We start from the raw sequence: 14753 nt of genomic DNA, 5'->3' as shown, positions 1-14753 counted from the left end.
TCAGCGGTAGCCCGTCGCCTGCAGGCCGTACAGCTCGGCGTAGCGGCCCCCGGCGGCCAGCAGCTCGTGGTGGGTGCCCACCTCGACCACCCGGCCCTCGTGGAGCACCACCACCAGGTCGGCGGCGGCCACGGTGGAGAACCGGTGGGTGATGATCAAGGTGATGCCCCCGGTGGCCCCGGTGCGACGCCCGGCCTGCGCGAAGCCGTCGAAGAGGGCGTGCTCGGTGGCCGGGTCGAGTGCGCTGGTGGGTTCGTCCAGCACCTGCAGCACCGGAGAGGTTCGCATCATCCCGCGCGCGATGGCGAGGCGCTGCCACTGCCCGCCGGAGAGGCCGACGCCACCGTGCTCCGGGCCCAGGGGTGTGTCGAGGCCGTCGGGGAGGGCGCCCAGCAGGTCGGTGGCCGCGGCCCGCTCCAGTGCTCCCAGCACGGTCGCGTCGTCCGCGGGCTGTTCCAGGTCGCCGAGCCGGATCGCCTCGCGGGCCGTGGTGTGGAAGGCGACGTGGTCCTGGAAGGCCCCGGAGCAGGCGGCGCGCCAGGCCTCCAGGTCCAGCTCCTCCAGCGGCACCCCCTCCACCAGCACCTGCCCGGACTGCGGGGTGTACATGCCGGTGAGGAGGTTCACCAGGGTCGACTTGCCCGCGCCGTTCTCGCCCACCACGGCCACCGTCGCCCCGGCGGGCAGGTGCAGCTGGAGGTCGGTGAATGTGGGCCGCTCGGCGCCGGGGTAGGTGAAGCTCACCCCCTGCAGGTCGATGCCGTGGCGCAGCGCCGCCGGGGGCTCCTGCTCGCCGGAGCGCTCACTGGCCGCGGTCGCGTACTCCTGGAGCCACAGGGCACGCCGGCCGATGCGGGTGGCGCGGGCCGACTGGAAGCTCACCCCCAGCAGCCGCGTGGCCTGCTCCGGCAGCTCCGCCACCACGACCACCGCGGCGGCCACGGTGCCCGCACCCAGCCGCCCGGCGAGCGCATCGTTGACGAGCCACCAGAGCACCACGCCGCCGGCCGCGAGGTAGAGCGTGGAGACGGTGGCATTCAGCAGGGCACCCCGGCGTTCGGCCGCGAGGACCGGTCGGCGCCACGCGCGGGTGGTGCGGGCGGACAGCATCGCCAGGTGGTCGCGGGCGCCCATCACCCGCAGCTCGGCGGCGCCGGCGGGGCTGGTGCGCGACTCCAGGAGCTGGCCGGCGAGGCGCCCGGCGGGCGCCGAGAGCTCCTCGCCGCGGGCGTCCCAAGCCGTGATCCGGCCGGCGGCCCACAGTGAGGGCACCAGGCCGATGGCGAGCAGCAGCAGCCGTGGGTCGATCGCCCAGGCCACCACGAACGAGGTGATGACGGCGCCCAGGGAGTTCAGCAGGTTCACCAAGCTCTGGAAGGCCATCCCCATTGCCCCGCGGCGTTCGGTGAGCACCTGCAGGGCGTCGCGGTGGGCGGGGTCCACGAGGTGGTCCAGGGTGGGGATGGTGCCGGACTGGCGACCACTGCGCTGGTCGAACTCGAAGCCGAGCCGGTCGTTGACGTGCAGCCGTTGCGTCAGGCCGGCCAGCAGGAGCGACCAGAGCAGCCCGAGCGAGCCGACCAGCCCCAGGGCGCCCAGCACCAGCCGGGTGGCGTCGTGGTCGACCGCACCGGAGACGACCAGCCCCACGAAGAGCGGCGTCATCGCCTGCAGCACGTTGCCCAGCGGCTCCAGCAGGCTGAGGCAGAACGCGAGCGGACCGTTGCGCCAGGCTGCCCGGGTGACGAACCAGGCCGAGCGCAGGGCCGAGGGCTGGGGGACGTCAGTGCTCATGCGTGGCCTCCTGCGCCGGCGTCGTGTCTCCGTGGAAGCGGCTGGCCTGCAGCGTGAACATGCGGGCGTACTCGCCCCCGGCGGCCAGCAGCTCCTCGTGCGTGCCGTCCTCCACCACGCCGCCGGGGCCCAGAACCACGATGCGCTCGGCCCGGCGCACGCTGGAGAGGCGGTGGCTCACCAGGATGGTGGTCAGGTCACCAGCGGTGCGCAGCAGCTGCTCGAACAGGTCGGCCTCCACGCGGACGTCCAGGGCTGCGGTCGGCTCGTCGAGCACCAGCACGCCGGCGCCCTCCTCGACCGCCGCCAGCGCCCGGGCCAGCGCCACGCGCTGCCACTGCCCGCCGGAGAGTTCGGTGCCGCCGGTCTGGCCGGGATCCAGCGGGGTGCCCGGGGAGCCGATGCGGTGGAGCAGCGCCGTGGACGCCGCCGCCTCGAGTGCCCGCTCGACGGCCGCGTCGTCCTCGGGCGCCTCGGCACTGCGGGCGGCCGGGGCGCCCAGCAGGACGTTCTCGCGGAGGCTGAGGTGGTAGCGGGCGAAGTCCTGGAAGATCACCGCGACGCGCTGGCGGGCGGCGTCATCAGCGGCGGGGTCGGCGTCATCGATGCGGACGCTCCCCGCATCGGGCCGGTGGAGCCCGGTGACGAGCTTCAGGAGCGTCGACTTGCCCACCCCGTTGACGCCCACCAGGGCCAGCGACTGGCCGGCCGGGACGTCGAGCGAGAGGTCGCGCAGGGTGGGGGTGGCGGCGCCCGGGTAGGTGAAGGTGACGTCCTCGAGGCGGACCCGGGCCGGGCCACGGGCCACGCGCTGCCCGGCGCGCGGGGCGGCAGGGCCGGCTGCGTTCTCCAGCTCGGCCAGCCGGCCGGCGTAGAGGCGGGCGCGAGCGGTCGCGGCGGAGAGGTCGCCCAGCGGGCCCAGGGCGCTCATGCCCATGAGGGCCTGCAGCACCGCGACGAGGGTGGCCGCCCCCACCTGCCCGCCCCAGGCCTGGTGCGCCACCCAGGCCAGTGCCAGCCCCACCGTGGCCAGCGCGATCAGGCTGCCCGCCAGCGCTGGCCTGGATGCGCGGGAGCGGCGCTGCTCAACGCCCTGCTGCGCGGCCCGCCAGAGCCGAGCGTGGATCTGCAGCAGGTGGTCGGTGAGCCCGAAGAGGCGCACCTCCTTGCCGGCCGAGCGATCCAGCAGCAGGCCGTGCAGGTAGCCGGCGTGGCGGCGCTCAGTGGACTCGGCCTCCAGCAGGTCGGCGTGGACCGTCTGGATGTACCGCGTGAAGAGCTGGCCGAAGACCACCTGCCCGGCCAGCACCAGCGCGGTGGCCAGCAGCGACCAGCCGGCCAGCACCACCAGGGCCGCGATGCCCTGCGCGCGGACGCCCAGGGCCATCCAGGTCATCTGCGTGGAGGTCAGCCCGTACTGGCTGCGCAGGTCGGCGGTGAGGGCGGTGAGGGTGCCGGTGCGTGCCGGGTCCTCCAGGTGGGCGATGCCGTGGGGCCGGTCGGCCAGGTCGCCCAGCCGGTCGAGCTGGTCGGCCGTCATCGCGGCCTGGTGGGAGGCGCCCGCCCAGCCCAGCAGGGCCGAGCACACCGGGGTCAGGGCGAAGGCCACCAGGGCGATCAGGAGCCAGCGCTGCACCTCATCGGCCGGGGCGCCGGTGGTGAGGCTCCCGATGAGCTGGGCCGTGGCGTGGATGGAGGCGAAGGTCGCGGCGCCGATGGCCAGGACCAGCCCCCACGCGACCAGGAGCCGGCCGGGGGCGGCCCGCCAGGCCTGGTGCCAGTACAGCGCCTCCCGGCGCAGCATCTCTCGCATGCCCGGAGTCTGCGCGCCGACCTACTTCGATCGCAATCCCCTAGGCTGAGTAGATGCTGGACCAGCTGGAGGTCACCGACCCCAGGACCGTGCGCGCACTGTCCTCGGGCCGTGCCGCCCGGTACCTGGCGCCCTACTTCGCAGGTGCCTGCTCCATCGCCGAGGCCGCGGAGTACCTGGACGAGCCGATGGGGCGGACGCACTACTGGACGCGGCGGTGGTGCGAGCTCGGGGCGCTGGCGGTGGTTGCCGAGCGCACACGTCCCGGGCGCCCGATCCGCATCTACCGGACCGTGGCCCGCCAGTTCGTGGTGGCGCCCGAGCACCTGCCGCAGGACCACTTCGACCACGTCGTGGCCGGTACCCACCGCGTGCTCTTCCGGGCCATCCGTGAGGCCATCGGTGCCTCGGAACCGCCGACCATGGTGGTGCGGCAGGCGCCCGGGCAGCGCGGTGTGAGCGTTGCGCACGAGTCGGCACCGCGGGCACCGGAGTCGGGGCGGCGCACCCCCTCGAGCGACGACAGTGTGCACAACTCGTCCTCGCTCCAGCTCGACGAGGCCGAGGCCCAGGAGCTCGCGGACGAGCTGCAGGGTGTGCTGTCGCGGTGGTCGGAGCGGGTCGGCGACCGTCTTCCGGGGCCCGGACGTGCTCCGCACCTGGTGCTGGTGGCGATGGCGCGCACGCCCGCGGACTGAACGGGGGCGCGGACCCGGGGCACCGCTGAGACCTTCAGGCTTCGGGCGCCAGCCGCGCCGCGCGGCGCAGGTCCGCCGCGATGGCGGGCCCGGCCAGGCGCGTCAGCACGCGCCCGATCCCCAGCGGGCCCTCCACCACGACGTGTGCCGTGACCCAGCAACGGCCCGCTGAAGCGCCTGGTGCATCTCCTGCTGCCGCGCCGGGGGCAGCACCCTCCTCGGCGATCTCCAGCAGCAGGTGCGCGGTGAACGGGCCGGCCACCCCTGCCTCGGCCCACCGGTGTGGGGGCTCGGCGAGGGTCTCGGTCATCGCGGGGGAGACGCCGGGCACCCAGGTGACGTCACGCCATCGGCGCTGGGCGGGTGCCACGTCTGCCACCCGCCGCAGCGAGGCCTGCCAGGCCGGGCGGGCACCCGGGTCGCTCAGGTAGGCGTACGCGGCGGCGGCCGGCACACCGAAGCGCACCGGCCCCACCGTGCGGGGATGACCCATCACGCGCCGCGCAGAACGGCCTCGCGCAGGGTGTCCAGCCCCACGCCGCCGATGTCCAGCGCGCGCCGGTGGAAGGCCACCAGGTCGAACTCCTCGCCGCGGGCCTCGGCGGCGGCCCGCGCCTGGTCGCGCAGCTCCAGCCACAGGCGCTCGCCGATCTTGTAGCTCGGCGCCTGCCCCGGCCAGCCGAGGTAGCGGTCGAGCTCGAAGCGCAGGAAGCCCTCCTCCATGTTCACGTGCGTGGTGAGGAACTGCCAGGCCTTGTCGTAGGTCCACTCGCCGCCACCGAGCTCCTCGGGTGCCTCGAAACCGCAGTGGAAGCCGATGTCCAGCACCACGCGGGCCGCGCGCAGGATCTGCCCGTCGAGCAGCCCCATCCGGTTGCCGGGGTCGTCCATGTAGCCCAGGTCGGCCATCAGCCACTCGGCGTACAGGGCCCAGCCCTCACCGTGGCCCGAGGTCCACGCGGCCAGCCGCCGCCACGAGTTGAGCAGCTCCTTGCGGTACACCGTCTGCGCCACCTGCAGGTGGTGGCCGGGAACGCCCTCGTGGTAGACGGTCGTCAGCTCGCGCCAGGCGGAGAACTCGGTGACGCCCTTGGGCACCGACCACCACATGCGCCCCGGGCGGGAGAAGTCGTCACTGGGGCCGGTGTAGTAGATGCCGCCGGTCTCGGTGGGGGCGATCATGCACTCGATGCGGCGCACCGGCTCGGGGATGTCGAAGTGGGTGCCGCCCAGGTTCTCGATCACCTCGTCGGCCTTGCCCTGCATCCACTCCCGGAGGGCGTCCTTGCCGTGCAGCTGGTAGGCCGGGTCCGCATCCAGCACGGCCACGGCCTCCTTGATGGTGGCGCCGGGCTTGATCTGTTCGGCCGTCTCCCGCATCAGGGCGCTGATGCGGGCGAGCTCCGCTTGTCCCCACGCGTAGGTCTCCGCCAGGTCGATCTCGGCGCCCAGGAAGTAGCGGGAGTGCAGCCGGTAGGCGTCCTCGCCGCACGCGTCGGTCTCCACGGCGGTGGGCAGGACGTCGTTCTCCAGGCGGTGCCCCGCATCGGCGTAGGCGGACTTGGCCAGGCGCGCGTTGGTGGTGAGCAGCTCGGCCACCTCGGTGGGGAGCTCACCCCCATCGGCGGTGCGCGCGTCGCGCGCGAAGGCGTCGAAGAAGCCGCCGTCGGCCGCGTTGTCCGTGCACTGCTCGATGCAGGCGCGCACCTGCCGCTGCGCTGGCAGCACGCCGTTCTCGCGGGCGTGGTCCAACGAGCTGAACCAGCCGGCCAGCGCCTCGGGCACGTGGCCCAGGCGGGTGGCGATGGTCTGCCAGTCCTCGGCCGTGTCCGTGAGCATCAGGTCGAACACGTCGCGGATGCCCTGCAGCGGGCAGGCGATGACGTTCAGCGCCCCGTGCGGGATCAGGGCCTCGTGCATCTCGACGGCCAGGCCCAGGCGCTCGGTCATTGCCTCCTTCGTGACGCGGTCCACCTCATCGACCGGCTCGGCGGCGGCGAGCTCGGCCAGGGTGCGGCGGTCGAGGCGGTTCAGCTCCTCCAGGCCGGCGGGGGAGTGGTCGTCCAGCCGGGACTGGTCGCCGGGGATGCCGAGGTATGTGGCGGCCTCGGGGCTCAGCGCCACCTCGGCGGCCAGGTGGGCCTCGGCGATGCGGTCGATCGCCGTCTGCTCACGGGCGGGGGAGGGCTGCGGGCTCTGGGGTGCGGGGGTGTCCTGGGTCACCCGGGCGACGCTACCCGTCATCGGTCCCTGGGGGCAGGGGGTTTCCGGCGGGTGCCGCGGGCGGTGCGTGGGGCGGGCGGTTCTAGGCTGCCGACATGGAAGCCCTCGTGCGCTCGGTGAACGTGGCCCACCCCCAGCCGGACCCCGGTGGGGACGAGCGGGTGAGCGGCATCGACAAGCGGCCCGCGGACCGCATCGAGCTGGTCGCCCCCGGCCCGTCCTACGGCGACGGGTCCGGTGTGGTGGGCGACACCATCGGCGACAGCGACCACCACGGCGGGGCGCAGAAGGCGGTCTACGCGGTGGCGCGGGAGGAGCTCGACCACTGGCAGGCCGAGCTCGGGGTCGAGGTGACCGACGGGGCCTTCGGGGAGAACCTCACCACGCAGGGGATCGACTGGCGCGCCGTGGTGATCAACCAGCGGGTCCGGGTGGGCACGGCGGTGCTGGAGGTCTCGATCCCGCGCTCACCGTGCCGCACCTTCGCCGCATGGATGGACGTGCCCGGGTGGCTGCGGCGCTTCACCGAGCGGGGCTGCTGCGGCAGCTACTTCCGGGTGGTGGAGCCGGGTGTGGTGCGGCCGGGTGACGTGCTGGAGCTCGGCCCGGCGCCGGACCACGGGGTGACCATGGAGGTGGCCTTCCGTGGCGCGATGGGAGATCTGGACGCCTCCCGGGTTCTGGTGGAGGCGCGGTGCCTGCCCGAGATGTACCACCGGCGCCACACCGAGGCCCTGGCCCGGCGGGGCTGAGCTCGCAGGGTTTCCGGGAGGGCGACGGGTCAGGACGACCTGGCCCAGCTGTGGGTGTGCTCCGTCGAGGCGACGGGGGCGACCACGACGTCGGAGACCTTCCAGTCCAGTTCCTGGATCCGTTCGTCGAGCTCCGACAGCTGGGCCAGATCCACCTGGCCGTGGCGGGGGACGACCAGCGCCTCCACGTGGAAGAGGTGACCGAGGTCCCGGACCCGCACGGCGCTGTCGGCGACCCACGCCGTCTCCCGCACCAGCTCCTCGACCTCCTCGACCAGGGGGTGGGGCTCGGAGTCGTCCACCGTCCGTGCGCGGGAGTCCATCAGCCCGGCGGTCGCGTGCCCGAGGTTGCCCACCCCGTCCTTGACGATGCTGCCGGCGATGAGGAGCGCGGCCGCGGAGTCGGCCCACCAGAAGCCCAGGCCGATGCCGAGGATGCCGAGGATCGCCCCGGCTGCGGTCATCCAGTCCGCCTTGTTCATGTCGGCGTCCGCGTGGAGCACCTTGTCGTGGAGCGTCTCCGCCAGCGGCAGCTTGAGACGCCCCAGGATCACCGGGCCGATGCCGGTGTAGACCATTGCGGCGATCATGAGCCACCCGGCCCACACGGTGTGGCCGAAGATCTGCATGGTGCCGATGGGCGGGTGCTCCTGCATGAGGAGCCCCGAGGCCGAGTCGTAGACCAGGAACAACCCCATCGTCAGCAGGGCGACGGAGGCCACGAGGTGGCCAACGGCCACGGCCCGGTGGTAGCCGTAGGGATGGGTCTCGTCAGAGGCCTTGGCTGCCACGCGCGAGCCGATGAGGAAGGACAGGATGGGCACGAGGGACAGGAGGTCCTCGATCCAGGCGACCTTCATCGCCTGAGAGCTCCCCATCACCACGTACACCACGGCGATGGCGGAGAGCATGTAGACGAGACCGACCCACTGCAGGCGTCGGGCCCGCCGCAGGGCCTGCTTCTGCTCCTGCGGCAGCTCGGTGTCGCCGAAGTGCGTGCCGTGCCGGGTGGTCACTGCACACCGTCCAGGTAGTGCTCGAGCTCGGTGAGCAGCGCGTTCTCTCCCGGCACCACGGCCATCACCAGCTCGACCTCCTTGCCGCCCTGCTCCGTCGTGCCGTAGGGCCGCGTCGCCCCCACCGTCTTCAGGCCGGGGTGCTTCTTCGTGAACCCACCCACCAGCAGGTCGATCTCACCCTCCTCCAGCTGGGTGATGAGCTCCTCCTCGCCGCCGACCACCCATGTCGGCTCGGCACCGAGCCGCTCGGCGAAGCCGCGCACGAGCTCGATGTCGCTGCCCCGTGGGTCCTCGTCGTGTCCGTCGGGGACGGTGGTGAAGGGTGGGTGCACCGCGACGCCGACGGTCAGCTCACCGGACTGCTCGATCTGCGCCAGCGTGCCGTCGGGATCGGCTGGGATGCTGCTGCAGCCGCTCAGGAGCAGGGCGACCAGCACGCCCGCCACCGGCGGGTACCAGGACCTCATGCACCCAGTATCGGCTCGCTCGCCTCGGACCGCGAGGGGAGCATGGGATGCGGCTACGGTTCAGGCATGGAGTGTCGGTGGGCGCAGGCGGCGGTGCGGCACGTGGGGGACAGGTGCTCGGGTGGGCCGTTGGACCGCTCCCTGCGCATCACCCTGAACTTCCACCCCGACCGCTGGTCCGGGGGCGAGCACATCCTGGCGGCGCTCGCGCGGGGCACCTACCGCTCCCAGTTCGAGACGGGTACGAGCAACGGTGGGCTGACGGCCCACCCCGGGGGTGCGCGCTGGGTGTGGGAGCAGAAGCTCTTCGGGGGCGTCTACGACGACGCCCCCGCTGCCCACCGGCCCAAGTACGGCGCGCTGGACCACCGGCGGCGGCCACTCGGCGGCGCGCCCAGGTTCGGCTCCGCCTTCCTCCGCCTGGGCGAGGCGGTGCTCGACCGGGCCACCTTCTGCTTCCCGGACTCGGCCTGGGACCCCGAGCTGGTCGGCACCGCGCAGCACTTCGGACTCATGCCTGCTGTCCTGGCGCACGAGCGCTCCGTCGGGGAGGACCCGGGCTCCGGAGAGCGTGACCCGCTGGACGGCTACGTGGAGGCCCAGGTGCACGGGCCGGTCTCCCTCGCGGACGACGTCGAGGCCCTGGTGCTCGACCCCGCGTACCGCGGCACCGAGGTCGAGCGCCTCGCCCCGCTGCTGCGTGTCCCCGTGGAGTGGCACGAGGGACGGGTGCTCGCCCTGGACGAGCTGGAGCGGCGACCGGCCTACCGCGGGCCGGAGCCCCTCGAGGTGGGGCGCGCGGTGGCCCGGGACGGCGTGCTCGACGCCGCGGTCCTGGGCCGGGCGGCACGCACCGGTGACCACGACCCGCAGCTGCTCAAGTACCTGTGGCACCACACCGCGCAGTGGGGGAGCCCGCGCGGCGCGTGAGCGCCACCCCGGCCGATGGCGGGTCGGCGCCTCAGCGGGGGAGGGCCGAGGCGCGCCAGGCGCCGGGCCCCGATGCGGGGGTGCGGCGCACGCCGGTGCCCGCACCACCCCATCCGCCCACCGGGGCAGCGGTCGTGGTCTCGCCACCGCCCAGCGCGCAGAGCACCAGCGTCAGCGCCGCCAGCTCGTCGGGCGTCGCGTCACCCCGGACGGCGAAGGCCGCCTCGCCCGCGGGCTCCTGCACCGCGTCGGGCGCCTCCGATTCCACGCCCGACGCCTGCCCCTGCCTGGTCGCCGGGCTCACAGCGGGATGTTCCCGTGCTTCTTGGGCGGGAGCGTCTCGCGCTTCGTGCGCAGGGCCCGCAGCGCCTTGGCCACCTCGGCGCGCGTGTCCGCGGGACGGATCACCGCGTCCACGTACCCGCGCTCGGCCGCGATCCACGGGTTCGCCAGCGTCTCCTCGTACTCGGCGATGCGCTTGGCGCGCTCGGCCTCCATCGCCTCGTCCCCGCCCTCGGCCTGCGCCGCGGCCAGCTGCTTGCGGTAGAGGATGTTCGCCGCGCCCTGCGCGCCCATCACAGCGATCTGCGCGGTCGGCCACGCGAAGTTGATGTCGGCGCCCAGGTGCTTGGACCCCATCACGTCGTACGCGCCGCCGTAGGCCTTGCGCGTGATGACGGTGACCAGCGGCACCGTCGCCTCGGCGTAGGCGTAGAGCAGCTTCGCCCCGCGACGGATGATGCCGTCCCACTCCTGGTCGGTGCCGGGCAGGAACCCGGGCACGTCCACCAGCGTCAGCACCGGCACGTTGAACGCGTCGCACATGCGCACGAAGCGGGCGGCCTTCTCGCTGGCGTCGATGTTCAGGGTGCCCGCGAACTGCATCGGCTGGTTGGCCACCACGCCCACCGAGCGGCCCTCCACCCGGCCGAAGCCGCAGATGATGTTCGCCGCGAACAGCTCCTGCACCTGCAGGAAGTCGCCGTCGTCCACGATCGACTCGATGACGGTGAGCATGTCGTAGGGCATGTTCGGCGAGTCCGGGATGAGGGTGTCCAGCGCCTCGTCGACGTCGGCCGAGGCGTCCTCGCCCTCGAAGACCGGTGCCTCCTCCAGGTTGTTCTGCGGCAGGTAGCCCATCAGCTCGCGCACGTAGTCCAGGGCATCGGACTCGTCGCTGGCCAGGTAGTGCGCCACGCCGGAGGTGGCGTTGTGGGTGCGGGCGCCGCCGAGGTCCTCGAAGGTCACGTCCTCACCGGTGACGGTCTTGATGACGTCGGGCCCGGTGATGAACATGTGGCTCGTCTGGTCGACCATCACCACGATGTCGGTGATCGCCGGGGAGTACACGGCGCCACCGGCGCAGGGGCCCATGACCAGCGAGATCTGGGGGATCACGCCGGAGGCGTGCACGTTGCGGCGGAAGATCTCCGCGTACAGCCCCAGCGCCACCACACCCTCCTGGATGCGGGCGCCGCCGGAGTCGTTGATGCCCACCACGGGGCACCCGATCTTCAGCGCGAGGTCCATGACCTTGACGATCTTCTCGCCGAACACCTCACCGAGGGACCCGCCGAAGACCGTGAAGTCCTGGGCGAAGACGCACACGGTGCGCCCCTCCACGGTGCCGTACCCGGTGACGACGCCGTCGCCGAAGGGGCGGTTCTTCTCCTGCCCGAAGTTGGTGGAGCGGTGCCGGGCGAACTCGTCGAGCTCCACGAACGAGCCGTCGTCGAGGAACTCCTCGATCCGCTCCCGGGCGGTCTTCTTGCCCTTGGCGTGCTGCTTCTCCACCGCGCGCTCGGAGCCGGCGTGCTCGGCCTCGGCGCGGCGGCGCTCGAGCTCCTGCAGGCGTCCAGCAGTGGTCGTCAGGTCGATCTGGGGCTCACTGCCCGGCGATCCGTGGTCGGTCATGCGCGTCACCCTAACGTTGTCGGCGTGAGCCACCTCTCGTCTGCCGACCACAGCCCGGCGCCCGCTTCCTTGGAGGACCACCACAGCGGCCCCCTCGACGTGGCCGCGGTCCGCCGGGCACTGCTCGCCCGCGCCGCCGCGCGGCGCGCGCCCGGGGACCCTCACGCTGGGACGAAGGACCACCACGGCGCCGATGCCGGAGCGTCCCTCGACGCGGTGGGCGCGGCCCTGGTGGCGCTCGCCGAGGGCTTCGACCACCACGCCCAGCTGCCGAGCACGCAGCCCCTGGCGGCGGCCTCCGGCCGCGCGTGGCACGTGGTCTCCACCGACCACCAGATCGCGGGGCGCGGCCGGTTGGGGCGCAGCTGGGAGAGCCCGGCGGCCGCCGGCATCGCCCTGTCGGTGGTCCTCCCGCTGGAGGACGGGTCCGATGCGGTGGGTGCCGCCCTGGCGGCCAGTCGTACCCCCCAGTGGGGTCAGGTGCCGCTGTGCGTGGGGGCGGCCGTCCACGACGCGCTGGGTGCGCTGGGGGTGCCCACGGGGGTCAAGTGGCCCAACGACGTGCTCTCGCGGTCCACGGGCCGCAAGCTCGCCGGCATCCTGTGCCAGGTCGGTGATCAGGGCCGCAGCATCGTGGCCGGCATCGGGCTCAACGTGTGGGACGCGGCCGACCGGGTGGCGGGGATCGCGTCGCGCTACGGGTCGGTCCAGGCAGAGGCACCGTCCACAGGTCCGGACCTGCGCGAGCGGGTGGTGGTGGAGGTGCTCCACGCCCTGGCGGTCTGGCACTGCGCGTGGCTCGCCGAGGGGTCCGCGCCCGCAGGCGCGGACGGGGGTGATTCGCTCACCGACAGGCTCGCTGCCGTGAGCCTCACGGTGGGCCAGGAGGTGGACCTCCACCTGCCCGACGGCACCGTGCAGCGGGGCGATGCGGTGGGGCTCGCCGAGTCCGGTGCCGTGCTGGTGCGGGTGCCCACCGGGGAGGGGGGCCGGGGGGCCGGGACCGAGGTGCGGGAGTTCCGGGCGGCTGACGTGGTCCACCTCCGGCCCGCCGGGGGTTCGCCGTGACACGATGTGGACAACGCCCTGTGTCGTCCTGAGAGGAGCGCGATGGAACGCATGCGTGACGTGCGGCCCGTCCATGGTGAGCAGCCGCTGCTCAACCACTCCCTGCCCTCGGACGTGCCCCATCACCAGGGGGCAGACCGTGCCGACCAGCCGGCCCGCACGATGGACGCCATCGCCGAGCGGCTGTTCGGGCGCCGGCGGACGATGCGGCGCGACGAGGTGGCTCACCACGCCGGGGTCTCGCTCCGACTCGCCCGGCGACTGTGGCGCTCGTTGGGCTTCCACAATCCCCGCGCCGAGGACGCCGTCTTCAGCAACGCCGACATCGAGGCGCTGACGGTGGCGCGGCGCCTGCTGGGCCGCTACGAGATCGACGAGGACGTCCTCATCAGCCTCACCCGCGGCATCGGCACCACCACCGAGCGACTGGCCACCTGGCAGGCCGAGGTGGTGGCCGAACGGCTCCAGGACTTCGAGCGCTACCGGCGCACCCACCGCCACGAGTGGGGTGCGTGGGACCACCCCGATGCCGTGGTCGGCGCCGACGGGTCCGACGGCCTGACCGAGCGGGTCACGCCGGAGGTCGCCTCGGCGACCGGTCTGGTGCTGGCCGACCTCGCCGACGACCTCGAGCTCCTCATCGGGTACACGTGGCGACGGCACCTCACCGCCTCGCTCTCCACGCTGTTCGCCGACGCGACCTCCCAGGAGATGGCGGCGGGAGTGACCCGGTCGATCGGGTTCGCCGACATGGTCTCCTTCTCCGAGCGGGTGGCGCGATCGAACGACGGAGAGATCGCCCGTCTGGTCACGCGTTTCGAGGAGATGGTGGTCGATGTCGTCTCGCGTCACCACGGGCGCGTGGTCAAGACCATCGGTGACGAGGTCCTGTACCAGGCGGTCGACCCGCGCTCGGCCACCCTCATCGCCCACGACCTGGTGCGCCAGGCCAACGACGACCCCATGCTGCCGCCGCTGCGTGTGGGGGTGGCCACGGGGCGGGTGCTGCTGCGGCTGGGCGACGTCTACGGTGACACCGTCAACCGCGCGGCGCGGCTCACGACCTCTGCCGCTGCGGGCGCGGTGCTGACCGACCGCGAGACCGCGGAGGCGCTGGGGCATGATCCTGCGTGGCGGTTCGCGCAGCTCCCCAGCCGGATGCTGCACGGTGTGGGCTCGGTGACGCCGCACCACCTGTTGTCCGTCCCCCCGGGCGCGTCCGCCCCCGGGAACACGACCCTTGGAGAGAGCCAATGAGTGAGCAGAGGGCTGCGGAGGCGCCCGAGAGCTGGGTGCGCATCGAGCGTCACGGGGGTTCGGGCGAGGTGGCCGAACTCGTCCTGGCGCGGGTGGGGGCCATGAACGCCATCTCCACCGAGATGGCCCGGCAGATCACTGCTGCCACCGACGAGCTGGCCGCCAGCGACGTGCGCTGCGTGGTGGTGACCAGCGCGCACGAGAAGGCCTTCTGTGTGGGCGCGGACCTGAAGGAGCGCAACTCCTTCACCGACGCCGACCTGATGGAGCAGCGTCCGGTCACGCAGCGCGCCTACGGCGGGGTGCTCGAGCTGCCCATGCCCACCCTCGCCGCCGTGGACGGCTTCGCGCTCGGGGGCGGACTGGAGATCGCGCTCTCCTGCGACATCGTCGTGGCCGGGGAGGGGGCCCTCCTCGGGTTGCCCGAGGTGTCCGTGGGCGTCATCCCCGGCGGTGGGGGCACGCAGCTGCTGACCCGCCGCATCGGGTGGAGCCGTGCCGCGCGGGCGATCTTCACGGCCGCCAAGTACCCCGCACCCGAGGCGGCCGAGATCGGCATCGTGGACGAGCTGGTGGCCGCAGGTTCCGCGCGTGAGCGGGCGCTGGAGCTCGCGGCCGAGATCGGCAGGAACTCGCCGGTGGGCCTGCGCAACGCCAAGCGGGCCATGCGTCTGGGATCGGACGTGGACCTGCGGACCGGGTTGCAGGTGGAGGACGCCTGCTGGCGGGCCACCGCCTTCTCCGGGGACAGGGCCGAGGGCGTGGCCGCCTTCGCCGAGAAGCGCGCACCGAGGTGGCCGGGCAAGTGAGCGAGTACG

At 73.3% G+C, this 14753-nt stretch carries 14 protein-coding genes; 6 read left to right on the top strand and 8 right to left on the bottom strand.

All coding sequences use genetic code 11. From position 1 onward, the window contains the following. The gene (locus ACEY2A_RS06580) at positions 1-1794 is read right to left on the bottom strand and encodes an ABC transporter ATP-binding protein (RefSeq protein ID WP_374927801.1); all 1794 of its coding nucleotides are present in this window, start codon (positions 1792-1794) and stop codon (positions 1-3) included. Further along, complete coding sequence (locus tag ACEY2A_RS06575) at positions 1784-3607, bottom strand: ATP-binding cassette domain-containing protein (protein WP_374927800.1); 1824 nt, start codon at positions 3605-3607, stop codon at positions 1784-1786. Before ACEY2A_RS06575 ends, ACEY2A_RS06580 begins: the two co-directional genes overlap by 11 nt. 53 nt (positions 3608-3660) lie before the next feature. Between ACEY2A_RS06575 and ACEY2A_RS06570 the strand changes: the two genes are divergently transcribed. Beyond that, positions 3661-4305 (top strand): hypothetical protein, encoded by a 645-nt coding sequence (locus tag ACEY2A_RS06570; RefSeq protein WP_374927799.1) that lies wholly within the window; start codon positions 3661-3663, stop codon positions 4303-4305. A 34-nt stretch (positions 4306-4339) separates the two neighbouring features. On the opposite strand, the gene ACEY2A_RS06565 is transcribed toward ACEY2A_RS06570, so the two are convergent. Next, positions 4340-4798, bottom strand: coding sequence for a hypothetical protein (locus ACEY2A_RS06565; protein WP_374927798.1), 459 nt, complete (start codon positions 4796-4798; stop codon positions 4340-4342). Beyond that, positions 4798-6528, bottom strand: a complete 1731-nt coding sequence (locus ACEY2A_RS06560) for a DUF885 domain-containing protein (protein WP_374927797.1) — start codon at positions 6526-6528, stop codon at positions 4798-4800. The genes ACEY2A_RS06565 and ACEY2A_RS06560 overlap by 1 nt, the downstream gene beginning before the upstream one ends. Before the next feature lie 95 nt (positions 6529-6623). Here ACEY2A_RS06560 and ACEY2A_RS06555 point away from each other — a divergent pair, with 95 nt between their 5' ends. After that, positions 6624-7280, top strand: a complete 657-nt coding sequence (locus tag ACEY2A_RS06555) for an MOSC domain-containing protein (RefSeq protein WP_374927796.1) — start codon at positions 6624-6626, stop codon at positions 7278-7280. Between the two features lie 29 nt (positions 7281-7309). Here the strand turns inward: ACEY2A_RS06555 and ACEY2A_RS06550 are convergent, their stop codons facing one another. Next, positions 7310-8296 (bottom strand): cation transporter, encoded by a 987-nt coding sequence (locus ACEY2A_RS06550; RefSeq protein ID WP_374927795.1) that lies wholly within the window; start codon positions 8294-8296, stop codon positions 7310-7312. Beyond that, on the bottom strand, positions 8293-8766 hold the full coding sequence (locus tag ACEY2A_RS06545; protein WP_374927794.1) for a transporter substrate-binding domain-containing protein: 474 nt from the start codon (positions 8764-8766) through the stop codon (positions 8293-8295). Before ACEY2A_RS06545 ends, ACEY2A_RS06550 begins: the two co-directional genes overlap by 4 nt. Before the next feature lie 66 nt (positions 8767-8832). On the opposite strand from ACEY2A_RS06545, the gene ACEY2A_RS06540 reads away from it, so the two are divergent. Continuing rightward, the gene (locus ACEY2A_RS06540; protein ID WP_374927793.1) at positions 8833-9696 is read left to right on the top strand and encodes a DUF3626 domain-containing protein; all 864 of its coding nucleotides are present in this window, start codon (positions 8833-8835) and stop codon (positions 9694-9696) included. A gap of 31 nt (positions 9697-9727) precedes the next feature. On the opposite strand, the gene ACEY2A_RS06535 is transcribed toward ACEY2A_RS06540, so the two are convergent. Together ACEY2A_RS06535 and ACEY2A_RS06530 are read right to left on the bottom strand one after the other, a co-directional pair. Continuing rightward, positions 9728-9964 carry an acyl-CoA carboxylase epsilon subunit gene (locus ACEY2A_RS06535; RefSeq protein WP_374927792.1) on the bottom strand — a complete coding sequence of 79 codons (237 nt, stop codon included), beginning with the start codon at positions 9962-9964 and terminating at the stop codon, positions 9728-9730. A 32-nt stretch (positions 9965-9996) separates the two neighbouring features. Next, positions 9997-11610: an acyl-CoA carboxylase subunit beta gene (locus tag ACEY2A_RS06530; RefSeq protein ID WP_374927791.1), complete on the bottom strand. Its 1614-nt coding sequence runs from the start codon at positions 11608-11610 to the stop codon at positions 9997-9999. 24 nt (positions 11611-11634) lie between these two features. On the opposite strand from ACEY2A_RS06530, the gene ACEY2A_RS06525 reads away from it, so the two are divergent. From ACEY2A_RS06525 to ACEY2A_RS06515, 3 genes are read left to right on the top strand one after another with little or no spacing between them, the layout of a single operon-like run. Next, positions 11635-12678, top strand: a complete 1044-nt coding sequence (locus tag ACEY2A_RS06525; protein WP_374927790.1) for a biotin--[acetyl-CoA-carboxylase] ligase — start codon at positions 11635-11637, stop codon at positions 12676-12678. 42 nt (positions 12679-12720) lie between these two features. Beyond that, positions 12721-13935, top strand: a complete 1215-nt coding sequence (locus ACEY2A_RS06520; protein WP_374927789.1) for an adenylate/guanylate cyclase domain-containing protein — start codon at positions 12721-12723, stop codon at positions 13933-13935. Beyond that, positions 13932-14744, top strand: coding sequence for an enoyl-CoA hydratase/isomerase family protein (locus ACEY2A_RS06515; protein WP_374927788.1), 813 nt, complete (start codon positions 13932-13934; stop codon positions 14742-14744). Before ACEY2A_RS06520 ends, ACEY2A_RS06515 begins: the two co-directional genes overlap by 4 nt. Positions 14745-14753 lie beyond the last annotated feature (9 nt).

The sequence above is a fragment of the Kytococcus sedentarius genome, assembly GCF_041937525.1.
Classification (GTDB): Bacteria; Actinomycetota; Actinomycetes; order Actinomycetales; family Dermatophilaceae; genus Kytococcus; species Kytococcus sedentarius_A.
Note: the sequence above shows the minus strand (reverse complement) of the source record. Positions and strands in the feature narration are given on the sequence as shown.